21 protein-coding genes are annotated in these 24,710 nt (G+C 39.4%); 3 read left to right on the top strand and 18 right to left on the bottom strand.

Annotation, left to right across the window (positions count from 1 at the left end; genetic code table 11):
• Nucleotides 1–87: 87 nt before the first annotated feature.
• The 12 genes from AC3ANL_RS11485 to AC3ANL_RS11430 form a co-directional block, all read right to left on the bottom strand.
• On the bottom strand, nt 88–1,479 hold the full coding sequence (locus AC3ANL_RS11485; RefSeq protein WP_488329340.1) for a sigma-54-dependent transcriptional regulator: 1,392 nt from the start codon (nt 1,477–1,479) through the stop codon (nt 88–90).
• Nucleotides 1,454–3,481: a transporter substrate-binding domain-containing protein gene (locus AC3ANL_RS11480; protein ID WP_488329708.1), complete on the bottom strand. Its 2,028-nt coding sequence runs from the start codon at nt 3,479–3,481 to the stop codon at nt 1,454–1,456. Before AC3ANL_RS11480 ends, AC3ANL_RS11485 begins: the two co-directional genes overlap by 26 nt.
• Nucleotides 3,482–3,855: 374 nt before the next feature.
• Nucleotides 3,856–4,887 (bottom strand): NADH:flavin oxidoreductase/NADH oxidase, encoded by a 1,032-nt coding sequence (locus AC3ANL_RS11475; protein WP_488329339.1) that lies wholly within the window; start codon nt 4,885–4,887, stop codon nt 3,856–3,858.
• Between the two features lie 310 nt (nt 4,888–5,197).
• A complete protein-coding gene (locus AC3ANL_RS11470; RefSeq protein WP_488329338.1) occupies nt 5,198–5,743 on the bottom strand; it encodes an aromatic-ring-hydroxylating dioxygenase subunit beta in 546 nt (181 codons plus the stop codon).
• Nucleotides 5,743–7,107 carry an aromatic ring-hydroxylating oxygenase subunit alpha gene (locus AC3ANL_RS11465; protein WP_488329337.1) on the bottom strand — a complete coding sequence of 455 codons (1,365 nt, stop codon included), beginning with the start codon at nt 7,105–7,107 and terminating at the stop codon, nt 5,743–5,745. Before AC3ANL_RS11465 ends, AC3ANL_RS11470 begins: the two co-directional genes overlap by 1 nt.
• 203 nt (nt 7,108–7,310) lie before the next feature.
• A complete protein-coding gene (locus AC3ANL_RS11460) occupies nt 7,311–8,783 on the bottom strand; it encodes an aldehyde dehydrogenase (protein ID WP_488329336.1) in 1,473 nt (490 codons plus the stop codon).
• Nucleotides 8,780–8,980, bottom strand: coding sequence for a 2-hydroxymuconate tautomerase (gene thmT / locus AC3ANL_RS11455; protein ID WP_488329335.1), 201 nt, complete (start codon nt 8,978–8,980; stop codon nt 8,780–8,782). Before thmT ends, AC3ANL_RS11460 begins: the two co-directional genes overlap by 4 nt.
• Before the next feature lie 24 nt (nt 8,981–9,004).
• Entirely contained in the window at nt 9,005–9,802 is a 798-nt protein-coding gene (locus tag AC3ANL_RS11450; RefSeq protein ID WP_488329707.1) for a 2-keto-4-pentenoate hydratase, read from the bottom strand.
• Between the two features lie 15 nt (nt 9,803–9,817).
• Nucleotides 9,818–10,597, bottom strand: a complete 780-nt coding sequence (locus tag AC3ANL_RS11445) for a 2-keto-4-pentenoate hydratase (RefSeq protein ID WP_488329334.1) — start codon at nt 10,595–10,597, stop codon at nt 9,818–9,820.
• 24 nt (nt 10,598–10,621) lie between these two features.
• Nucleotides 10,622–11,635 (bottom strand): 4-hydroxy-2-oxovalerate aldolase, encoded by a 1,014-nt coding sequence (gene dmpG / locus AC3ANL_RS11440; protein WP_488329333.1) that lies wholly within the window; start codon nt 11,633–11,635, stop codon nt 10,622–10,624.
• On the bottom strand, nt 11,632–12,543 hold the full coding sequence (locus AC3ANL_RS11435; RefSeq protein ID WP_488329332.1) for an acetaldehyde dehydrogenase (acetylating): 912 nt from the start codon (nt 12,541–12,543) through the stop codon (nt 11,632–11,634). Before AC3ANL_RS11435 ends, dmpG begins: the two co-directional genes overlap by 4 nt.
• A gap of 33 nt (nt 12,544–12,576) precedes the next feature.
• Nucleotides 12,577–13,566 carry a catechol 2,3-dioxygenase gene (locus AC3ANL_RS11430; RefSeq protein WP_488329331.1) on the bottom strand — a complete coding sequence of 330 codons (990 nt, stop codon included), beginning with the start codon at nt 13,564–13,566 and terminating at the stop codon, nt 12,577–12,579.
• A gap of 246 nt (nt 13,567–13,812) precedes the next feature.
• Here AC3ANL_RS11430 and AC3ANL_RS11425 point away from each other — a divergent pair, with 246 nt between their 5' ends.
• Complete coding sequence (locus AC3ANL_RS11425; RefSeq protein WP_488329330.1) at nt 13,813–14,586, top strand: IclR family transcriptional regulator; 774 nt, start codon at nt 13,813–13,815, stop codon at nt 14,584–14,586.
• A 127-nt stretch (nt 14,587–14,713) separates the two neighbouring features.
• On the opposite strand, the gene AC3ANL_RS11420 is transcribed toward AC3ANL_RS11425, so the two are convergent.
• Together AC3ANL_RS11420 and AC3ANL_RS11415 are read right to left on the bottom strand one after the other, a co-directional pair.
• Entirely contained in the window at nt 14,714–16,225 is a 1,512-nt protein-coding gene (locus AC3ANL_RS11420; protein WP_488329329.1) for a 4-hydroxyphenylacetate 3-hydroxylase family protein, read from the bottom strand.
• A gap of 235 nt (nt 16,226–16,460) precedes the next feature.
• Complete coding sequence (locus AC3ANL_RS11415; RefSeq protein WP_488329328.1) at nt 16,461–18,335, bottom strand: XylR N-terminal domain-containing protein; 1,875 nt, start codon at nt 18,333–18,335, stop codon at nt 16,461–16,463.
• A 230-nt stretch (nt 18,336–18,565) separates the two neighbouring features.
• Between AC3ANL_RS11415 and AC3ANL_RS11410 the strand changes: the two genes are divergently transcribed.
• On the top strand, nt 18,566–19,396 hold the full coding sequence (locus tag AC3ANL_RS11410; RefSeq protein WP_488329706.1) for a GNAT family N-acetyltransferase: 831 nt from the start codon (nt 18,566–18,568) through the stop codon (nt 19,394–19,396).
• Between the two features lie 68 nt (nt 19,397–19,464).
• Here AC3ANL_RS11410 and AC3ANL_RS11405 read toward each other — a convergent pair whose 3' ends face one another.
• The gene (locus AC3ANL_RS11405) at nt 19,465–20,727 is read right to left on the bottom strand and encodes a glycosyl hydrolase family 18 protein (RefSeq protein ID WP_488329327.1); all 1,263 of its coding nucleotides are present in this window, start codon (nt 20,725–20,727) and stop codon (nt 19,465–19,467) included.
• A gap of 241 nt (nt 20,728–20,968) precedes the next feature.
• The gene (locus AC3ANL_RS11400) at nt 20,969–21,841 is read right to left on the bottom strand and encodes a TetR/AcrR family transcriptional regulator (protein ID WP_488329326.1); all 873 of its coding nucleotides are present in this window, start codon (nt 21,839–21,841) and stop codon (nt 20,969–20,971) included.
• 150 nt (nt 21,842–21,991) lie between these two features.
• Between AC3ANL_RS11400 and AC3ANL_RS11395 the strand changes: the two genes are divergently transcribed.
• Nucleotides 21,992–23,503, top strand: coding sequence for a DHA2 family efflux MFS transporter permease subunit (locus tag AC3ANL_RS11395; protein ID WP_488329325.1), 1,512 nt, complete (start codon nt 21,992–21,994; stop codon nt 23,501–23,503).
• Between the two features lie 136 nt (nt 23,504–23,639).
• Here AC3ANL_RS11395 and spx read toward each other — a convergent pair whose 3' ends face one another.
• Entirely contained in the window at nt 23,640–24,056 is a 417-nt protein-coding gene (spx, locus tag AC3ANL_RS11390; protein WP_488329324.1) for a transcriptional regulator Spx, read from the bottom strand.
• Between the two features lie 119 nt (nt 24,057–24,175).
• A complete protein-coding gene (locus AC3ANL_RS11385; RefSeq protein ID WP_488329323.1) occupies nt 24,176–24,622 on the bottom strand; it encodes a MarR family winged helix-turn-helix transcriptional regulator in 447 nt (148 codons plus the stop codon).
• Nucleotides 24,623–24,710: the final 88 nt, after the last annotated feature.

Here is a 24,710-nt window from a genome sequence, read left to right as displayed (position 1 = left end):
CGGCAAAATTTGCCGTATTGAACAGGCAAATTTTGCCGATTTTACATTTACAAGTGAAATTCTGCCGATAAAGCTTCATTTGATTGGCTAAACATTCTTGTTCTGATCTTCGAGCGCATAAAGTTTGATCTTATCACGTAAACTCCTTTCCGATATCTGGAGTGTTTGTGCTGTTTTCTGGCGGTGTTTGCTAAAGTGATTTAATGTAGCAGTGATCACTTTTTTTTCGATCTCCTTCATTGGAATTCCAATCGGAATTTGCATGCTGCCGCCGCAATCCACTTGTCCTGTTGTGGAAAATGCCGGCCTTTTCTCCTGAACATAGTTGGGTAAATCTAATACGGTAATTTCATTATTCATCGATAATGCCACTGAATATTCGATGATGTTTCCCAGTTCACGGACATTTCCGGGATAACGATATTCCAGTAATCGTCTTCGGGCATTTGGGGTGAGATATTTCTCCCCCATTTTCATTTCCCGACAGTATTTTTGTAAAAAATGGTCGATCAAAAGTGGTAAATCTTCTGACCTTTCTCTTAGTGGAGGTATGGAAAGCGGTATCACGTTCATACGGAAATACAAATCTTCCCGGAATGTTCCTTCTGCCACCATTTGTTCAAGGTTTTTATTGGTCGCACCTATGATTCGAACGTCGAGCGAAATCTTTTTATTGGAACCTAGTGGTGTAAGCTCCCTTTCCTGTAGAACACGAAGCAATTTCACTTGAAGGGCGAGCGGCATCTCACTAATTTCATCCAAGAACAAAGTTCCCCCATTAGCAGCCACCCATTTCCCCTCTTTTCTCTGTGTCGCACCGGTAAAGGCACCTTTTTCATAGCCAAACAATTCCGATTCTAGCAAGTTTTCAGGAATGGCTGCACAATTCACAATTTCAAGGGGGCCATTTTTTCTTTTACCTGTGTTATGGATGCTGCGTGCTACAAGCTCTTTTCCTGTTCCGCTTTCACCTGTGATGAGAACACTGGAATTGATGTTTTTGATTCGCTCGATCATCGAGAATACACGTTCCATCGCTTTACTCTTACCCAGGAAGTTGTCATACCCTCGTATTTGCCCCAGTTCTTCATGAAGAGTCTCGATTTCCGATGACATTCTCTTAAATTCAGTCGCTCTCAATAAAAGGAGATCGAGTTCTTCCATATTAATAGGCTTTTCGATATAATAATAGGCTCCGCTTTTTATCGCTTTGATGGAGGACTCGATTGAGGCATAGGCCGTCATCATAATAACGGTAACAGATGGATCCATTTGTTTTATTTCTTGTAACACAACAAGTCCACTGTGACTTCCTAAGCTCAGGTCAAGCAGAACAATATCAATGTGCTTTTGTTTTATAAGGAGCAGACCTTTTTCCGGATCCGTTGTTGTTGTTACTTGATAATCATCTTCAAGAGCAAAGTTAAGCGATGCGCAAATCGCTTGTTCATCATCAATGATTAATACATGTGGCTTCATCTGCAATCTCCTCCTTTTGGTACAAAGGTAACGTGACCGTAAAAATAGTCCCTTTATTGTATTGACTGAACACTTGAATATCCCCATCATTTTCTTTAATCAGCTGGTAAGAAAGGGCAAGGCCCAATCCTACTCCCTTTTCCTTACTTGTATAAAAGGGTTCAAAAATACGATTAAGCTCGTCCTGCATCATTCCTTTTCCGGAATCGGCAATCATAATTCGTCCAGAATGTTCATTTTCTTTTTCCATTGTAACCGTAAGTTTTTTCTCGAGTTTCTCTTCTACCGCATCAATGGCGTTCAAAATTAAGTTGAGTAATACTTGACGAATTTGCTGAGGATCGATATAGAATATTAGCTGGTCGTTAAGAGATTGATGAACAGTGATTTGTTTTTTCTTAAATGTAACCTGAAGAAATGCAAGCAAGGAAGTAAGATCGTGTGCCGTACACTGTTGTTTATTAGGCGGCCTTGGCCGTGCGTAATCAACCAAATCACTTACGATCAGTTCAAGCCTGTTTACTTCCGCGGGTACATGCTCCATCATCATCTCGCGAAATTGAGGACGGTCATACTTTCTAGGCAACAATTCAATAAATGTTTTAATCGCTGTTAAAGGATTGCGGATTTCATGTGCGACCCCTGCGACGAGCTGGCCAAGAGCATGAAGCTTCTCTTGTGTGATCAATTTTTGTTCCAGCTTCTTCTTTTCTGTCTCATCATTAATCGATAGTAAATATCCAGTTTGCATACGTTGAGAGTCATACATTTTCATGATCCGGTAGAAAAAAACCTTTCTATGGCCCTTTTCGTTGATTTCAAGAATATTAGGACTAGCTGAATCATGCTGGGATGGAAGAGACATTTGTTCAAGTAGAGAGGACTTCTGAAGATGTAAAGGTGTAATAGTTGAAAGATTCAGCATGTCCATTGCCCTTGCGTTACAGCTTGTAATCGTAAAATCAGGAGCAAAGGTGACAATGCCTGTATCGATATTATTCAAAATTAGTTCTTTAAAGGCATAACTATCCGCGATCTCTTGACGCTGTTCTTCGAGATTCTTATTTAGTCGACGAAGTGTACGTGTTTGCAGGTTGACAGCTTTTTTCAAACGTTGGTTCCAAATGTAAATAAACAAAAGGACTAGTGCTACGGTCGATAAGACGATGGTTAATAGCAAAATAAAGTGCTCCAACCTGGCAATGACAGCGTCTGGTTTCGTTAGGACCCATTTGTTTATTACAGTATTAACTTCCCCTTTCGCTTTTAAGGAGGTCAAGGTGTGGTTAATCATTCGAAGTAACTCGTCATTACCTTCCTTAACTGCAATTGTATAGTCAGCCGGTTCAATCACTTCATCAAGAATCACAAAATGATCTTCTTGGTTTAATTGTTGCAAATAAACTTTTGCTGTCCATTTATTTCCAATAAAAACATCGGCCCTTCTATTGATGAGAGCAAGAAGACCGGAGAATTGATTAGTAGAAAGAGTTAATTTGGTATTTCGCATGTTCAAAAGCGTATCGACAACAGGTGTATGGTTCTCTACAACTACATTTAGATCACGCACGTCTTCGATTCCTTTTACCCGCCTTTTTTTATCCTTAGGAATAATAAGAGAGTCAGACATTGTAAAAAAGGGTTCAGAGAAATCCAAATGCCTATCATTTTCTGTGCTGTAGGCAATTCCAGCGATCGCATCGACCTTCCCGTCTTCCAATGCTTTTTGTGCTTCATTCTTGCTCATTGGAACATATTCAAATGTAAGCCCGTTATCGGCTGCCACTTTCTGCATTAAATCAATACTAATACCGGTCAGCTTCCCGTCTTCTTTCGTGTAAGAAAAAGGAGGCAGTGCCCATTCCCCGGCAATTTTATATGTAGTTTTTTCAGCAAAAGCAGTAGGAGCATATAACAAAAAAGGTGCTAGTACTATGAGTATTCTGAATAGGAAATTTATAGTTTTTACATATTTCTGTACTATTAGTGCCACTCCTTTCATTGGTATCAATGATTGTTCTTTTATCGAAAGCGCTTTACCCCATATTTTTAAAAAAAGGTCAGTAAAACAAACAATGCCTAAAACATTGTCGTTTCACTGACTCTTATTTAAAGATCTCTTCTGACTAAAAACATACAAATTTAGAAAATCATTGTATTGATATTTTAGTAGTTAAACAAACAGCTATTCCACAAGGTTAAAAATTTTTATTTTAAACGATGGTAACATTATAACTAAATATTCTGTATTTTACAAATCATTATATGCTGTTTAAAACTAGCAGCAGGTGTCATTGGTGGGAAAGAGGGACCAGTAAAAAAAGTGCGAAATGAATTCGCACTTTTTTACGTAAATATTATTTTAAAATTTTTTCTTTAGTGTTTACGAAATCCTCGCGTATACTGTTTTGGGATTTCTGTTTCTTTCCCTAACACTGATGCAGCTTCCAAAGTCCAATACGGATTTCTTAACATTCCTCTTCCAACAGCCACAAGGTCAGCATCTTCGTTGCAGATGACAGCGTTCGCCAGTCTCGGTTCATCCAATCTTCCCACTGCAATAACAGGGATATTTAGTGCTTGCTTAATGGCTCTTGCTAATGGTACTTGATAAGCTATATGAGTTCCAGGTCTTCCAGCGGAACCAATCGGCCCTTCGCCTCCAGAGCTAACATGGAACATATCTACTCCTGCTTTTTGATATTCCCTTGAAAATTCAATCGCTTCGTCGATTCCATAACCGCCTTCTACATACTCTCTTCCAGAAATCCGTAAAATTAACGGCATATCCATAGGCATCTCATCTTTTACCGCCTGAATGACCTCTTTACCAAATTTGGTTAATTCCTGTCCGTATTCATCTGTTCTTTTATTAGTGTAAGGAGATGTAAATTGGTGAATCAAGTACCCGTGGGCACCATGAATTTCAATCACATCCACCCCTGCTTTTACTGCTCTTTGCACAGCTAAACGGAATTTCTCGACTATTTCTTTTATTTCTTCTGTGGAAAGGGCTCTAGGTGTTTTAGAATTTTCATCAAAGGCAATGGCAGAAGGAGCAACTGGTACCTCAGCATCTCTCGCTTTTCGTCCCGCATGAGCAATTTGAATCCCCACTTTCGCTCCATATTTGTGGCAGCCCTCGACAATTCGTTTCAATGCAGGAATTTGTTCGTCCGACCACAATCCTAAATCAAAATCTGTAATTCGACCATCTGGATCTACATCTGTCATTTCAATAATGATTAAACTGGCACCGCCAATAGCACGGCTAACATAGTGCATGTAATGCCAATCAGTTGCAATACCGTCTTTATCGGTAACGGAGTATTGACACATTGGCGGCATAACTACGCGGTTTTTTAACTTTAGTCCTTTAAATTCGTATGGGGTAAACAAATGGTTCATGTGAACAACTCCTTTTATGTATTTGGATATTAAAAGTATTAGGTTGAGAGCTAGACATCCATGCATCTCTACCTCTATTTTATTCTTTTTTACCCTTCAATCCTATCAATTATTCAATTTACTAGCCAATTTACTTGTTGGATTTAGACCATTTTTCAAAATTAGTCTCTTTCTAGTCACTCAGGAATCATTACTAAAAGAATGGTGATTTTTTCCTTTTTCCTATTTGTGTTTCATTTTTCGTTCATGATCCTGAAATCAAAAGAAAAAAAGACTTATCCGATTATGGATAAGTCCTAGGTAATCCTTATTATAAAAACATACTTAGATTGATTGTTCCTAAGACAGTCTGATCAAGATAAATGATTCGTGATGCAATCTTCCATTCACCTTTTTCTCTTCTTATTACATCTTCCCGCTGACCAAATAATTCCTCGGAAGTAATCGCAGAACCCCTATTCCGTTTATATAGGAAGTTACTGCGGACAAAATACTCTTCATCCCCGTCATTCATCATTCCTTTTTCGATGAGAATGTTACTAATAAAGTGCCGTTGTCGTGGACCGGAGATTTCTGACCATGCCGAAGATGTGTCCAACCGACTTACTCTTGTTACCAGCGTTTGTTTTGTTTCCTCAAAATATCTCGACTTATAATCAATGTTTGGGGTATCATGTTTACCCTCATTAGTTATGCGCGCAGGCATCCGATAAACGATATCCTCAGCAAGTAGGTCAAGCCATCCCTTATAGTTCCGACTATCTAACAGATGTGCTTCGTGATAAAGGAGATTTGTAATTTCAAATTGTATATCTATACTCACAGGTAGGGCTTTTACTTCTACTTCATGATTCATTAGCGGACCTCCTCTTTGACGATCGACTCTTGTAGAAGAAGATCAATCCATCTTTTATGCATACTTCGCGATAAAGTATCTAGGAAACAGAGCGGGTAAGCCGTTCCAGGTCCAGGAAAACTCTCATCTGGCTGGACGCGATCAAGACCCATAAGATAATTGAGGAAATTGTTATAACTTAGTTCTTTATCCTGGGCCATTATTCCATTACTTGCTTGAGCAACTCGGCTCCAAATTTCTGCATCATCCTGCTCAAGAAGACCTGAAGGACCAAAAGTACCTAAAAAGGCTAAATATGATTTTTCTTTATAATCTTCCGGAGCAGCTTTATCAATCAAGTGCCAGCTCCAAACTTCTACTTTATCCGGTGCTAAAGGCCTCCAAACTCTAAAGTTTAGGAAGTTGTATATATGATTGTCTGCTTCAAAAGGAGGAAAACTAAATTGTAAAAATCCTAAATTAGGATAAACTCCACCGACAAAATAGGAATTCTTTAATATCTCCTCTTGTTCTGTGGTTAAATTTTTCTGAAACATAGGCCACATGGACTCTGGCATTCCTTGATATGGGAAAGGAGATGTTCCGGAATCATCTAATTGAACAAGATTAATTCCATGTCCATTATCTAAAACAACTTGATAACCATGTCCGGGAAAAAAGGGATCACTAGGAGCAATTCCCATTTCCTTTGTTGACTTATGGGTAAATTGAACATGGTAAGGATCAGCCTCGAAATTTTCCGCAGTAACTTTCCAGTTCACTTCAACGACATATCTTTGTGGAGACCCGATTACTTCCATTCCTCCATCACTTCTGCCTAACATAATGTCTAAATACCATTTTATATTTCCAAGATATTCATCCAACGATTCAGCATTAAAATCTAAGTTTCCAAAGATCATCCCTTGATAACTGTCAACTTTTGGGATTGGCCGAAGATTCCAATCTTCCTTGTTCATCTCTTCCCCATATACCTTATTTCCTACCGCTACTCCAACAAGACACCCTTCATTATTATAGGTCCAACCATGAAAAGGGCATGTGAAGGATTTTTGCTTTCCCGAATCCGCGGTACATAAAAGCGTGCCGCGGTGTGTACAAGAATTAAGAAAAGCTTTGATTTCTCCTGACTTTGTTTTTGTAATGAGCACTGGATCATTGGCAATCCAACGAGTAACGAATGAACCAGGCTCCTTTAATTCAGATTCATGGGCCAAAAACTGCCAAGTTCGACCAAAAATCTTTTTTATTTCTAAATCATACATTTCTCTGTCTGCTAAAACCCACTGAGGTAATACACCCTCTTTCAATTTTTCTTTTATTGTCAAGAGTGTTTCTTTCGTTATTCCACTGTTCTTTACCATTTATTGACCTCCTAATAATTTTTGTTAATGCCTTTATAGGATCAATTATGCTCCTGATTTTTTTCTTATTAAAAAGGTATTGGTAATGAAAATAAGAAGCCATCACCCAACGTATAAAGCGCTTTCATTTTGTGAGGCAAAGAAAAAGCGCACAGGTAGTTTAAGCCCTACGCCTTTTCCCCTTATTCTTCTTTTTTAAAAAACTACTTTAATGCTATACAAATATTTTTTGCTTCCGTAAAGAATTCCAAGCTGTGATGGCCGCCTTCACGTCCAATTCCGCTCTTCTTAAATCCGCCAAATGGTGCACGTAAATCACGAACAAACCAGCAGTTTACCCAAATCGTACCGGCGCGAACCGCATGAGAAATTCTGTGTGCACGTTGGAGATTTTCCGTCCAGACGACACCATTCAAGCCATAATCGGTATCATTTGCAATTCGTAGTGCGTCTTCTTCTGTATCAAATGGGATAATCGTTACAATCGGTCCAAAAATTTCTTCTTGGCAGAGCCGTGATTTTGAATTTCCCTGAACATACACAGTAGGTTCTAAATAATACCCATCTTGTAAATATTCAGGCAGATCAGGTCGCTTTCCTCCACAGATCAAGGTTGCATGTTCTTCCTTTGCAATTTCGAGGTAACTGGTTACCTTTTTATAATGCTCTTCACTAACGACTGGACCCATTTTCGTGTCTATATCCTGTGGATCGCCCACTTTTAGTTCCATGGCCGCTTGCTTAAATCTTTCCAAAAACTCATCAAAAATCGAGCGTTGAACTAAAATTCTTGAACCCGCAAGACAGATTTGCCCAGAATTCATAAAGGCAGCATGAATTGAAACAGGGATAGCTTTATCAAGATTTGCATCCTCAAATACAATATTGGCAGCTTTGCCGCCCAGTTCAAAGGATACCTTTTTCAAGGAATCTGCTCCGCTCTTCATGATTCTTTTTCCTGTAGCAGTAGAGCCTGTAAACGATACTAAGTCTACCTCAGGGTGAGTAGTCAGGGCATTTCCTACTACTCCGCCAAGACCATGAACGACGTTTACGACACCATCTGGGATACCTGCTTCTTTTGCAATCTCCCCAAGTAAGGACACTGATAGCGGGGTCATTTCTGCCGGCTTGATCACAGCCGTATTCCCTGCAGCCAAACATGGTCCAAGCTTCCAAGTTGTCAGCATGAACGGAACATTCCATGGTGTAATGAGCGCGGCAACTCCAACTGGTTCGTACCGAGTATAGTTCAAATATGCTTCTTCCATCGGATACGTTTCCCCGCCTTGTTGTTCCATGAAATCTGCAAAGAATTTTATATTGTTTGCTGCGCGCGGGACTTCGTGTTGAACGGCAGAGTGAAAGGGTTTCCCCACATCTGTCGCATCCAGCCTGGCGATTTCTTCTTTTCGCTCGAGGATAATTTCAGCCATGCGGCGAAGTTTATCACAGCGCTCCGCTACCGTCATCGTCCGCCATGGTCCATTTTCAAATGCATCCCTTGCAGCGCGGCAGGCTTTATCGACATCTGCTTCTGTTGCTTCACTTACCTTAGCAATGATTTCTTGGGTAGCAGGGTTTTTTACATCAAAGGTTGCCCCGTTACCTGCTGGCACATATTCACCGTTTATATATAATCCAACTTCTCTTACCCCGGTTTGAACTTTTGTCATTTTGAAGCCTCATTTCTTTTTTTCACCGATTCGCCCGCGATCCCCCAATGTTCAGGTTCACATTCATTGATCATCACACGTACACTTTCAACAGGAGCTTCTAACACCTCAGAAACTAAATGGGAAACTTCTCTTATCAATCGTTCTTTCTTTTCAGGCGATCTGCCTTTAAGTATATTAACCTGAATAAATGGCATAAAACGCTCTCCCTTCTCTGTTGTTTATTCAGTAAATACAGCCTCAACCGAACCAAGCCCATCGAAACTTGCGGAAAAATGGTCACCCGCATCAATCTTCATGGCAGCTGATAGGGAACCACTTAACACAACTTCACCCGGTTGAATACTCTGTCCAACCTTATATAATTTATTTGCCAGCCATGCAATCGCCCTCGCAGGGTGCCCCATCACAGCTGCACCAGCACCAGTTGCAACGACTTCCCCATTTTGCTTGAAAACCATCCCCATTAATTTCAAATCGAATTTTTCGGGTGCAAAGAATCGTTCACCTATGATAAAACGGGAAGAGGAAGAATTATCGGCAACGGCATCTGGCAGCGTAAAGCTAAACCCTTGGAACCTGCTGTCGATTATTTCCACAGCAGGAGCTACATATTCTGTGGCCGCTAGTACATCTGCTACGGTTACATGCGGACCTTTTACTTCCTTTTTAAAAATAAAGGCGATTTCGGGTTCTACTTTTGCATGGATAAAGGGTGAAAGTGAAATGCGCTCGCCCTCAAATATTTGCATATTTTCTAGCAATACTCCGTAAGATGGTTCATGCACACCCATCATCACTTGTTTTGCTTTACTCGTTAAGCCAAGCTTCCGACCGACTCTTTTTGTGTTTTCTTGCTTGCATTTCATTTCAATTAAGCGTTCTTGGACCTGGTAGGCTAACGCTTCATCCAATTCTGGATAGGCCTCGACAAACTTATTTACCGACTTTTTCTGTTTTTCTGCCGAATAAAGTTCGAAAGCAATTTGATCGATCACATCTGTCTTGATCATAGCTATCACCTAATTTCTTTTTTATCGTTTAAAGGAAGCCGTGACTGAACCAATGTGAGCAAACTCAGCCGTAAATGTGTCCTGATCCTTCACTTCGATTGCGCTTGTTAAGGCCCCTGAGAGAACGATTTCCCCGGCTTTTAAGGCTACATCATACTTCCCTAAAGAATTCGCAAGCCAGGCCACAGAACGAAGCGGATTTCCAAGTACGGCAGCCCCTGCTCCTGAATCAATCATTTCTCCGTTTCGATAAGCCACCATTCCAATATGGGTAAGATCCAGTCCTTCAAGCTTCGTCGGTTTCCCGCCAATTATTGCACAAGCAGAAGAGCCATTGTCTGCGACTGTGTCTTCAAATTTGATCTGCCAATCCACAATGCGGCTATCGATCACTTCAATCGCCGGAACGATATAGTCTGTTGCCTCGATAACATCTAGTACGGAAACATTAGGACCTTTTAAATCTTTTTTTAAAATAAAGGCAATCTCAAACTCTACTTTTGGTTGAATAAAGTGATCAAGTGAAATCGTTTCACCTTCGACAACCATCATGTCAGCCAATAAATGACCATAATCAGGCTGTTTGACACCAAACATCGTTTGAATGGCTTTGCTGGTGGCCCCAATTTTTTTCCCAACAATGATACCACCTTGGTCCACTTTTCTACGGATAATCTCTAATTGCGTATAGTAGGCTTCATCCACGGTAATGCCTGGGTAGGAAACGGTTAACGGTTCAATAACCTGCTTCGTTTCCTCGGCTTCCAATAGGCGGGTAGCAGCTTCTTGAATAAGCGTCACGAATGATTCCTCCTCTCTCTACTACTAAACCTTTACCCTTTTCTTCTCTGCTAGTTCAACTGCTACATCCAAAATCCAGTCTTCCTGACCGGCAACGGCCTTTCTTTTACCCAATTCCTCCATAATTTCTGAAGCCTTGACACCGAACTTTTCCGCTGCATGCCTAACATGTAATAAAAAGCTGTTATATACCCCTGCATATCCACTCGATAAGTTGTCACGGTCGATCAAAATCGGTGCCTCCATCAACGGCGCGACAACTTCCTCTGCGACATCCATTAAAATCGCTAGATTCATTCCTGTATCTACGTTCATTTTATTAAGTACGGCTACTAGTACTTCCGTTGGTGCATTCCCTGCCCCTGCTCCTAATCCCCTTAAAGTGCCATCAATTTGGTCGGCTCCCGCTTCAAGCGCTGTGATGGTATTGCCAATTGCTAATCCAAGATTATTATGAGCATGAAAACCGACTTCGATCGATAACACTTCCTTTAGAGCAGTTACCCTTTCCCTAACACCGCTTTGAACAAGTGCCCCTGCTGAATCGACCACATAGACGCAATCAGCACCATAGGATTCCATCAGCTTCGCCTGCTCAGCCAGCACCTTTGCTGGCTGCGTATGAGACATCATCAAAAAGCCCACTGCCTCGAGACCTAGTTCTTTTGCTAAACGGAAATACTGCTCTGTTACATCTGCCTCGGTACAATGAACGGCGATTCGGATCACAGAAATGCCTATTTCCGCAGCCTCTCTTAACTCCTTGCTCGTTCCAATTCCTGGAACGAACAAGGAAGCAATTTTTGCCTGTTTTGCCGTTTCAACCGCCGCTTTTATCAGTTCAAATTCCGAATGGATCGAAAACCCCTGCTGAATCGTCGACCCATTCAAACCGGAACCATGGCTGACTTCGATGACACGGACACCTGCTTCATCTAGATTACGAACAATTATTCGGACTGTTTCCGGCGTATAACTATGACTAATAGCATGGTCGCCATCTCTTAGTGTGGTATCTGTCAGTCTAGGAATCTTCATCGGATTACCTCCTTCGCTCCAAGAAAATGTGCGGCAAATAAATCTCCCACTTTGTATGCCGATGCGGTCATGATATCCAAATTCCCCGCATAGGTAGGGAAGAAGTCCCCATCGCCGACAACCTCATTCATTATCACGACTGTTGGTAACCGACCCCAAGGGGTTTCGCGAACATCAATAAATGGAGTACCTTTTAACTTGTATCCCGGAACATAACTTGATATCTCCGCTACAATCGATTGAACCGATGCAATAACCTCTTCTTCATCAAACTCTTCTTTAATGACTGCATAGACAGAATTGGTCATATTAATTGGGGGTTCCGCCGGATTAAACACCGGAATGGCCCTTGCTAGTTTCGCTCCGCCAACCTGTTGGACGGCATTTGCAGTTGTTTGAACAAATTCATCTACATTTTGTCTAGTTCCCGGGCCGATCGAAACACTGGCTGCCGTTGTAATGACTTCCGCATAGTGAACAGGTACCACGCGATTGACTGCATGAACCAGGGGTGTAGTGGCCTGACCGCCACAGGAAATCAAGTTGACGTTCATCGATTCCAGATGCTCCTTCAAATTTACGGTTGGCACCACAAATGGGCCGACAGCCGCAGGAGTCATGTCAATCGCTAATTTCCCCTTCTCGCGCAGTAATGGGGCATTCAGCTTATGCGCTTTAGCACTTGTCGCATCAAAGACAATTTTAATCTCAGGGTCTTCCAATATCGCCTCAATACCATAATGGCTCGTACGAATTCCCTTCGCCTGAGCTCTGGCCAGTCCTTCTGATTCGGGGTCAATACCTGCCACCAATGCTAATTCCATATGCCCTTCATTTTTTAAAATTTTGTACATTAAGTCCGTTCCAATGTTTCCGGACCCAAGAATCGCCGCTTTTACTTTAGACAAGACCTCACACCCCGCTTTCTAGGATTCTATGAATTAAGGTTTTACTGTTTCAACAGACTCTACTTTCGTAATCGGTGTACCTTGCGTCCACCAAGAAACAGGGAAATCGGTACCAATCCAAGTATCACCGTTGCCAGGTACATCCTTCATCTCCCATACGACCGGTTTCCAAGCTGGGTCTGTAATAATATAACCGGCGTCTCCAAACAATTCGATTCTATTTCCGCCTGGTTCAATCACATACATACAGAAGGCTTGGCTGATTCCATGTTTATTTGGAGGAACTTCAATGGAAACACCATGATCTTTAAGCAAATCCGCCACATCATAAAGATTTTGAGGGATTCCATACCAGTAGCAAAGGTGGTGGAGCTTCCCTTTTACCCCATTTGGCTCTTGCATGTAGGCAATTTCATGAACAAGATTGGAAACGCTGATCCAGCTGCCAAGGACATGGCCATTGTCTTGAATTTGCTCTCTTAGACGGAACCCGAGATTATCGATCAAGAAATTTGTATCTACTCCTGGGTTAGAGGTCATTAAATTAATATGATCGAGACGACGTACAGGTACACCACGATCTGGCCGCTTAGAAGGACGATTTAATAGTTTGGACCTCTGCTCATCTGGAACCTTGTAATACTCCACATCCCATAAAATTTCCATTAAATGACCGTCTGGTGTCATAAACTGATAGGCCTCACCATGACCAATATCCCCTTCGATCCATCCTTTACCTAATCCTGTTTTATCGAGTTCCTCTACACGGCGTTGAAGAGCTTGAGGGGAACTTGCACGCCAAGCGACATGTCCTACTCCTGCTTGTTCTGCCTCCGTGATAATTAAGGTATTGTGATAGAAATCTTCATAAGCGCGAAGATATACAGAACTACCAGAACGAGCAGTTACTTCCATTCCTAAAAATCTTGTAAAAAATTCAACTGATTGTTCAAGTTTTGGAGAAAGAATCTCCACGTGTGCGAGTTGTGCAACATCAAAATTTGGTTCCTTAAAAATTGTCATTTTTCCGTTCCTCCCTGGATTCATCTTTTTTAAATTTATGTTTTTTTAAGCATGAATAACCTATATTGACGAACTATACGGAAAATGATAACGTTTACATTATCTCCACCTCCAAAATTTTCTAAATAATCTAAATCCTGATGTATGATTCTATCGTAATGACTTTGACTCCTGCCTTCAACATATCGTCCCTTTATAAGGGACACGTTCCGAATTTTTTTAATATTTTTTTAATCGGAGGAAAATATGATTCAAGAACAAGAAAATCTACTTTCATCAGTAAAAAATGCGATCAGAATTTTACGCTCGTTTAAAATGGATCAGCCGCAAAAAGGAGTGCGTGAACTTGCTGCTGAGTTGGGACTGGGGAAAAGCAGTGTTCAAAGAATTCTTGCCACACTTGCATCGGAAGGTTTAGTTCATAAAAATAGCGAAACAAATAAATATGAATTGGGCTTATCTGTTGTAGAGTTTAGCTCAATCGTCCTTGGCAATATCGATCTCCATACTGAAGCCCTTCCGGTTCTCACCCATTTGGCCCATAAATGCGGGGAAACGGCTCACCTTGCGATCTTAGAAGAAAACCACGTGGTCTATTTATGCAAAGTGGAAAGTAAAAACTCTTATAAACTACCATCGCACTTAGGATTACAAAATTATGCGCACTGCACGAGCTCAGGTAAGCTCCTTCTAGCCCACAGTGGCAGCTATTTCGTTGATCTTGTTACCCGAAATGGACTTGCATCTATAACGCCACATACCATCACAGATCCAAATGTATTCAGACAAGAGTTGAAAACCATCCTACATCAAGGGTACTCAGTCAGCATGGAAGAATTCAATCTAGGAGTAACCTCCGTTTCTGCTCCCGTAAGAGATCATACAGGTGATGTTATTGCAGCTATCAATCTAGTCGGACCAAGCTCTCGATTCTTGAAACAACGGATTCCCTATTTAGTAAGTGAACTCATCCGTTCCGGAGAGTTAATTTCTGAGAGGCTGGGCTATTGGAAAAGGTGAAATTTATTTATTTATTGTGGAGATCAGGGGAAAATTTAGTAGTTAACTGAACTACATAAACTATTTCCCCTGGACACACGTCAGTTGGTCATGAATCATATCCCTATAGGACGTCCATTATTCATCTTTATAATTTAACTGATTGTTTTTCGGCTGCATCAAGCCATGTTTTGTTTGTCCATCCTTTTAAGTCATAATCGCTTAAGGCAGATTCTACAAACGCTTTCGTTTGATTTGCTGCACCTGACGCTTCGAAATGGAATAATGCTTCCATATTAATATTTTCATGATTTCCGGCATAATTTACTTCATAAAGCTCATGACGGCCCCCAAACTCAGTACCAATGGAATCCCAGACCATTTTCAGTAATTTAACACGGTCTTCTGCATTAATCCCTGTTCCTCGATAATAAGTATCCAAGTAAGGTCTTAAATCTTGATTTAGGAAATCCTTTGCACTGGAAGGTAATTGAATTAATCCACCTGCAACGACTTGCTCAAAAATGTTTTTCACTTTTACCCAGGCTAATGGAGCTAACGCTCTATAAGCTGAACTTGAAAATGAGTTTGGAATGGCTAAACCATTTGGCCCCTGATCAGGATCCGTTGCCATCGCTGTAGAAAGACCCCAAAACATATTTCTTAGTGCTACAACTTCTCCTATTTTTGCCTGTACACCCCTGAAATTTTTCGTCCCTGCGGCTTCAGTTGCTTTCAACAATAGGCCAGTCATAAAATCTAATTTAACTGCCAGCCTTGTACAACCATGGAACGTAAACCGAGGGATAAAACCGCTTACTTTTGCAAAATTATTCGAAACTTCGATGTTTCGATAGGCCAATACATTTTCCCACGGTATAAAGACATTATCTAACACAATAACCGCATCATTTTCATCGAAGCGGCTGGATAGTGGATAATCAAATGGTGTCCCGTTTGTTACTGCCAGTAATTCGTATGATTGGCGGCTTATCATTTTTAGTCCCGGGGCATTCATCGGAACAAAAAAGATAAGCGCGTGACTATTATCCCCTTCTCCCAGATCATTGGGTCCATAGTTGGCAACAAAGTTATAATGCGTTAATGCAGATGCCGTCCCAACCATTTTGGCACCGCTTACAATTATGCCGTCATCACGTTCAGCAACAGCACGGACAAAGGCATCCTTATTCTCATGAAGCGGTTTTGAGCGGTCAACCTGCGGATTGATAATGGTATGATTAATAAATGGCAAATCCTTTGTGGTTTTTTTATACCACGCCTTCGCATTATCTTCAAACCCCTCATAAAAATGAGCAAACGAATTTAAATGTCCCGTGAAGGATGCTTTATAATCGGGGGTACGTCCCATAAAGCCATAGCTTAGCCTTGCCCATTCAGCAATCGCATCCCGTGCACCCAATAAATCTTCGGCACTTGTAGGAGTTTTGAAAAATTTATGTGTTCTGTCACCAAATTCAGTAGTTGTCGTTAAGATATCACGTGTAGCTGGATCATGAAGCGCATCATACATTCTTGCATACGAACGAGCAGCATTTCGATAGGCAGGATGGGTTGTTACATATTCAATTTTTTCACCATTTAAATAAACAACTCTTCCATCATTCAAACTTTCCAAATATTCTTTACCTGTGTACATTGCTTCAACTCCATTCATATGATTACTTTTAAAATCCGGAGATCAAGATGTCGATCACTAATTTTATGGTAGTTTATCTGAAAATTCTTTACAACGACACCAAGTGTTAGAAAAATCAGAAAATACTAACGCTTTATGTCAGTTTAATCCCAAATAAAAATGTCAGCCAACCATGGACTATTTCCATAGAGATGATCTGACATCTAGTTACCTCTTTGAAATTTCAGGACAAACACTATTTTGAATTTTTTAGTCTCTCATGGTCGACAATTTTTAAGGCCTTTAGTGCTATTAGCATTTGAAACTGTTTTCGCGGATCACGCAAGTCACAGCAAAGAAGATCCGTGATTTTCGTTAATCGATAACGAAGACCACTTTTAGATAAAGCCAGTTTTTCAGCCGTTTGTTCTAGGTTTCCACCATTCACGAGAAAATGATATAGGGTTTCAAGTAATTCAATTTTATTCCGATCTAAATTCTCATACAGAATCCCAAGCGTTTCCCGTATCATTTTTCGAATCGCATTTTCATTTTGATCATTTATCAAAACTCCGATCATGCCCAGTTCACTAAAAGCTGTGATCGGTTCATCTCTTGAAGAGATCCGTACAGCTGAACGAGCTTCTTCAACGGCCACAACTGCATCCACTATTTTGCTATTTAGAGAACTAATCCCCGCTAAGAATAGGGCATTTTTTATTTCCCCTTTTAGATAGGTTACTAGTGACAAAAGGGTACTTTCTATCTTTTTCGGGCTTAATTGTTTCTCCGTAATAAGAAGGACTAAGCTATCCGGCTGCTGACCAATTAAGACATTGATGCCCTTATTTCTAAAAAAAGCAGCCACCGCCTCAAAGGTGTTTTTATGAAGCGTCATTTCCTTTTCTTCACACTTTTTCATAAACTTATAGGTAAGAGCAATGATATGGTAGTGTTCCGATAAATCTAACTGAAAAAAATCCGCTTTCCTCATAATTTCTTGTTGAGTATACTTTCCACTAATAATTTCTTCAAGAAAATGACCTTTGACTTGTTCCATTGATTCAATTTCCGCTTTTTCCTTTAAAAACAAGAGTGCACATATAGACGCTAATCGGTCAATAATCATGGCATCTATCTCATAGTTAGGTGACCTTCCTACCTCATAAAGAAATGAACAATACCCGGCGATTTTTCCTAAAAGATAAATAGGGATCATAAGTCGTGTCCCTTTTTCAAAGGTAAGAACGCTCACTTTTGAATACCTTTGTTTTTTATCAGCTGAATCGTTACATGTTTTTCTAAGCGATTCATAGTTATCCAGTGTGATTCCTGTTAACGCTATGACCTGACGACGTGTATCCTCAATCACAATCGGCAGGTTTATTTGTTTATGTAAAATTTCTAAAATTGAATCAATGTTATTCCCTTTTATAAGCTCATTGGTCAACTCATTATACGTTTTAGACACTAGTGCAATATTATTCCTTTCCAGCATAACCTTTTCGTTTGTCTGTTCCAGTTCCTTAAGAATGGGAAGTTCCTTACTATAAGAAAAAAATTCTTCTGCCTCCTCCTTCCACTCCGAGACAAGGCGCCCCTCCCAAATACAACAAGGTGCCCCTTCCCCCTCACACTGGAGCTCTTTAAAAAATACTTCCTCCCCTAGGAGAGCGGTAATATACCCAGTTGCAAAACCGGTTAAGGTATAACAAACTGGTCCTTTGCTTATACCAAAATTTCGGATTTTTTGTTCTGCTTCATAGGAGTTTTCCCAAATCCCCTTAAATCGAAAGGATTTTATTTCGTTATTTTCTATTTCAAAATCCTTTTCCGTGATTCGGGATTTCGCATGTCCTTTTAAGGCATGTATAATCGGACCAAATTCGATTTTTTCAAGTAGACTTAATGACTCGTTTTTCGAAACCTCTCTAGCATCTTCTTCTCCCAGGTGATACCCATATTTGAAAAAAAAAGCTTTCATCCGATTAATCCCAATATTTTCAATTAAATCACGCTGCATCGCACCAAATGCCCTTGTCGAAACGATAACAGATCTTTCATTATTGGCAAATAGGAGTTCATTCTCTTGTCTAATCTGTAATAAATCATCTAGCTTTAACGTTTTCATTCCATTGCTCCCTTCAAAATGGATCTGTAGCAACAGTATTTCTTTCTCTCTAGATTCCTTGTTAAGAAAGATAACAAGATTGTAGAGTAATTCTATTTCATGTTAAAAAATACCTTCCTAAAACCAAATTTAATACATGAGACCATGCAAGTGGAGTTAATTGATTTTAATAGCAGGAAAAAATGATTTCATCATAGAAATAAAGTAGAGAGTGAGGAACAGAGGTGATTATGATGTTAACCAAGGATGAGCTGGCTTCCATAAAAGCACTACAAAAGGAATGCGAGGAACATGGCGGCTTCCAACTGAAGCTGAATTTTGACATGCTTGAAAATAGAGCCGGTAATGAACAAGAAGACTTTTTCCATTATGATGACGGCAAGCTTGTTGGTTTTCTGGGCAGCTATGGGTTTGGAAATAAGGTTGAGCTTTGCGGTATGGTACACCCTGATTTTCGTAGAAGAAGTATTTTTTCTAATTTACTAGAAAAAGGGCTGGAGGAAGTCAAAAAACGAGGATTTAAGACGATCTTGTTAAATGCACCAACCGATTCCGAATCTGCAAAGGAATTTATAAAAAATCTTCCATGTACCTTTGCGGTTGCAGAATATCAGATGAAGTGGCAAAAGACAGAATTAATAGAGGACCCAGCTGTTATCGTTAGACCTTCTACGACAGTCGAGGATTTGGAAGCTGAAATACAGCTAGAGGTCTCAGGATTTGGGTTTGCTGAAGAGGAAGCTCGTGCGTTTAATCTGAAAATCAGAGAGAACAATAGTGAGCAAAATCTTATCATTGAAGCAAATGGAAAAACAGCCGGAAAAATGCGCGTGGCTGAAGCGGATGGTGAAGCGTGGATTTATGGATTTGCGATTTTTCCCCAACTCCAGGGAAAAGGAATTGGGAGAAGGGCTCTCTCAAGGGTTGTTAAAATGGAGGATCAAAAAGGCATGTCTGTTTTTCTGGAGGTAGAGGCTAAAAATGCCCATGCACTAAAGCTCTATGAATCATGTGGATTTAGAAGCTATCATTCACAGAATTACTATACGTATTCAATGTAGTTACATAACTCCAAGGGACTCCAGAAGGCTGAGCCAACTGGATCCGTCCCTTTGGTTTTCCAATACTTTCACACCTTTAAAATTGAAAAAAACTTTGAAATAAGCCAAGGTCCCGGTGTGAATCCCAGCGTTAATTGCCATGCTCCAAGTCCTTGTAATTTATATTCGTGAATAAGTAACATTTTTTCCCCCATGCTTCTTACATCTTCGAACCAAACTTCATGTGTTGCTCCTTGTGCGTCTCGATAGTGAAAAAAAGGAGATTCAAATTCTCTTGAATATCGTATTGGTGATTGGTACCTTATAGCCATTTCCACAGCATTTTGATTTGATACAGCTGGGGCAACTCTTCCAGGAATGTATGGAATCATCCAATCGTAACCGTATAATGGCATGCCTATTATGATTTTCCTGTGAGGAGCATACTTGATAGCAAATTCAATCGTCTTTCTCACCTCAGTAATGGGAGCAACAGGTCCTGGTTCGCTGCCAGCATGGTGCCAGTCATATGCCATGATAAACATGAAGTCCACGACTGAACCTATTCCCCCATAATCATACCCCCTTAACCAGGAAATTTCATCACTGGTTTTTGCAGGCAAAGCAATCGTTAACGTACGACCTAGAGGCTTCAAACGATCTCGCAATTCACCTAAAAAACCTGTAAAAATATCTCGATCTTCCGCCAAAATACGCTCAAAATCGATATTAACTCCGCCATAGCCCCTATTAGTGATTAGAAACGTAATATTATTTACAAGGTTAGTCCTTGAAGTAGGATTATTTAAAACCTGGTTTACGAGGTTGGGACTAAATCCTTCAGAAGTTAAGTTCGTTATGGTTACAAGCGGTCTAACCCGAAATTTCCAAGTTGTTTGAATAGCAGTCAAATCATTTAAGGTGTTTACAATATCACCATTACTAGAAAAATGATATTCAAACATCGATATGGCTGTACTATAGGGTGCAAAATCACTAATCAAAGTCTGGTCTAATTCCGGGCTTCGAACCACATAAAAGCTAAGTGTGGATGCATGAAAGTTTGAAATAGTAGGAATCGTTAGGCTCATCCCTGGTTGTAATGTTTGAGGATTAACGGTAGGATTTGCAGTGGTGAGTTGTTCAAGTGATAAAAAAGATTTTCTTGCAATCGCTGTCAATGTATCACCTGGCTGAACGATATAAGTATATAAAGGAATTAACAATGCTTGCCCCTGAACAATGTTAGGCTCATCTAGACCGTTCACAAGGCGGAGCTGATCTATAGAAGTTCCATATTTATTACTGATTGTAAATAAGGAATCACCCGCTTGAACTTCATGAAAAAACATATATGTCCCTCCATTAAACGACCCCAAGTATTTTTCCTATCTTTTTTTTGCAAAAATTAAAATACAAAGTATATTCCTTTCATTATATGAACAGTTTTTATACGTAGAACTTGATTAACTATCAAGTTTCCCTTCCCTTTATGTCGTTATTTTTATATCTTTCGTAAACCTAAAAAAGGGAGTGGATATCTCCACTCCCTTTTTTCTATCTTAGTTTTTAAAATGACGAACTCAGAAGATTTTAAATCGTCTTCAAATAATACCAAATAAAATTTGTAAATGTGTGCACTTGCGCTTCAATGATGGTTTCATTAAATAATTGTTGAAATGGTTTTAATAATGGCTTAAGGACAATCTTCCGGATCCGTTCACGTTGTAATTCGTTGATAATAACTTCAAATAAATCTTGTTGCTCTTCATTAAATTTATGTTGTTGCTGAAGTTGACTACCGAACTCCATTAACTCTGTTATCGTTACCATTTTTTTAGGAACATTCGCTCGAAAAAAATCAATGGCAGATTCATTTAACATGGACCTGTCATTCTTGATCATATCCTGCAAAATCAATTCGGTATAGGACAAAATCCCATATACTAAATCATGTAAAGAATACGTACTAGATGACATTCGGATGGTAAATAACATATTTTGCAGCATCCCGTTAAACAAAACGGTTCCTTCAAAAGCATAGTCTCGAACACCTTCCCCCATGACTTCAATAAGCCGATTGGCAAGCCAGTCCATTTCAATCATTCGATGCTGCAGCACTAATTTTTTCAGTTCTGTTTCATTCGAAGTTAAAATCGCTTCAAATAGTGGATAGAGATTTCGTTCTTCATTCAATTGGATTAAAATGGTAACTTGTTCAATCAACACGTCACGGTCTTTTGTATCTTTGCCAATTTGCATCGCAATTCGCTGCTGGCTTGCATCATAACGAAGTATTTCTAATATATCGGCAATACAGTCATTTTTTGAGGAGAAATAATTGTAAAAAGTACCTTTAGAAATATTAGCCTTTTCAATAATTTCTTGAATGGAGGTTTGCTGAATTCCTTTCTCCACAAATAACTTTAATGCCACGTCTGCTACTTTTCTTTTTCGATTATTCATGCCGCCCTCCTATCACCTCTCTCTATAAGTATAAATTTCTCGCCCTTAAAATACAACTAGTTTATACCTTAAGTATGAATATATTGATTTATTTATACTTAAGGTATAAACTAATTAACGTAATTAATTATCTAAAAAAGGGATGAGTAGATGGATTCAACTTTACAACATAAAAAAACACCATATTTAATGATCGTTATCTTATTTGTTGGTGCTTTTGTTTCATTTCTAAATAATTCGTTATTAAACGTTGCCTTACCATCAATTATGGTGGATTTAGAAATTAAAGATTACTCTACAGTACAATGGCTATCAACCGGCTATATGCTTGTCAGTGGTGTATTAATTCCGGCGTCCGCATTTTTATTAACACGCTTCACCAATCGTAAATTATTCATTACATCAATGGTGATTTTTACAATTGGTACAGAATTAGCAGCCTTTGCACCAAACTTTGGTGTATTGCTAACAGGTCGTATGGTTCAAGCAGCAGGTTCTTCGATCATGGGACCTTTATTAATGAATGTTATGCTAGTTAGTTTCCCACGTGAAAAACGTGGTACCGCCATGGGAGTCTTCGGTTTAGTGATGATTACGGCTCCGGCTATCGGACCTACCCTTTCTGGTTACATTGTCGAATACCACGACTGGCGGGTTCTTTTCGAAATGATTCTGCCATTATCCGTAATAAGTTTATTACTAGCCATTTGGAAACTTGACAATGTCATGGAACAAAACAAAAATGCCACACTAGATTACGTATCCGTTATTTTATCTTGTATTGGTTTTGGTGGATTATTATATGGCTGCAGTTCTGCCAGCTCTGATGGCTGGTCCGATGCGATGGTCTTAACCTCACTAATTGTTGGTGGGATTGCTATCATTGCATTCGGTATTCGCCAATTAAAAATGGATACACCATTGTTAGATTTGCGTGTTTACAAATACCCCATGTTTGCACTTGGATCGGTGATTTCGATTGTTAACGCAGTTGCTATGTTTTCAGGTATGATTTTAACTCCAGCGTATGTTCAAAATGTCCGTGGTATTTCACCACTTGATTCCGGCTTAATGATGTTACCTGGTGCCATTATAATGGGGATTATGTCGCCTATCACGGGTAAACTTTTTGATAAAATGGGCCCTCGAATTTTAGCGGTAGTGGGACTTGGCGTTACGGCCGTTTCGACTTTCATGCTCGCCCATCTGCAGCTTGAATCAAGTTACACCTATATTATCTTTGTCTACACGCTTCGTATGTTTGGGATGTCTATGGTTATGATGCCAATTATGACCAATGGGTTAAATCAATTACCTACCCGGTTAAATCCACACGGCACGGCTATTAACAATACAGCCCAACAAGTAGCAGGCTCTATTGGTACTGCTATCCTAGTTACCATTATGAATTCTGTTACAAAATCAGAGGCTTTAAGCTTAATGAAGGGGATCGATCCAACGACATTAACAGAGACTTCTAGAGCAGCGTTAACGCAGCAGGCATTATTGTCTGGAATTCAATATTCTTTTTACGTGGCTCTTGGGGTCAATATTGTTGCCTTAGTATTAGCCCTATTTGTTCAGCATGTCGATACAAGTGAAGAAGCTGTAAACAATTTAGAAAATCAAGATAATCCTTCCTCTAAGCCTGTATCCATATAAGTAGCTTATCAAAAATAAAGCACATCACTTATTTAAAAAAAGTGATGTGCTTTACTCGTTTTACTAGCTTGGTTTCAGGTTCATTTTTTAAAGGAGAACTATCCAGGGACCATCACAAAGGGATAATCCCAGCATTCTACTTCAAATCTTCAAGATTATTTTCCTCTAAACTGACATACTTCAAATAATTTTTATGACGAACCACTTTAGGCACAAACCTGCGGATCTGAGATTCATTAAAACCGACCATAAAGCGCTTTCCGTCATGAATGATTGGACTTTTTAAGATTCTTGGCTTTTTTTGGATAAGGCTGTATAGATCTGTCAATTGTAACTGGTCGATCTCTATCTCTTTTTTTTGATATTTTATTGAACGTGGTGAAATAATATCCTCTGTTCCATCATCAGTTAGTCGCAATATTTCTTTAAACTCCGCAAATGTTAATGGATCAGAAAATACATTCCGTTCAATAAACGCTATATTATTTTCTTGAAGCCATTTCTTCGCTTTTATGCAAGTACTCTCACTGGGGTTGCCATAAAGTATGACCATGAAATCAAATCCAATCCAATCAAGTTTTTTATTCCAACAATGAATACGTGTGAAGATATACATAACACATAAAACTAACAAATCCATTCATTGAAAAATATGTAATCAAGAATTTTATTTTAGAAGGATGATGCTATCAATCCCCACTCTAGTTTTAGGATTTCTTTTAGTTTTTTAACATATTCAGTACCAATTTTTTCAGTGATCTTGTTTTCAATTTCAGCCTTTAATGACTCGTTTTTTTTATAGCATTCTTCGCCTAATTTAGTTAACTGTATACTTTTCTCTTTCTTATTATTTTCTAGATTAGTAATTTCAACTAATCCTTTTTCTTCAAGATGCTTAATGAACTTATGAGTAGCCTGTCGGGAAATATCTACTTGTTTAGAAATGGATGAAATCGTAGCCTTCTTTTTCTGAAAAATCCTTGTTAAAATAAACCATTCCGAATTAGAGAGGTAAATATCAGTGCTATCGTTCCATAATTTCTCCGATAGTTTGCGAAGCTGAACATGATGTTCACTAATCAGATCAATTAGATCTAAGTGTTGCAAATTAGAATCCAACTTTTCCACTCCATTCCTCTTACTGATAACAACTATAACAAAAATAAATTTATATTGTCAACTTGGTTGACAATATAAATAAAAAAGT

The organism is Neobacillus sp. DHD-1R (genome assembly GCF_057747995.1).
Note: the sequence above shows the minus strand (reverse complement) of the source record. Positions and strands in the feature narration are given on the sequence as shown.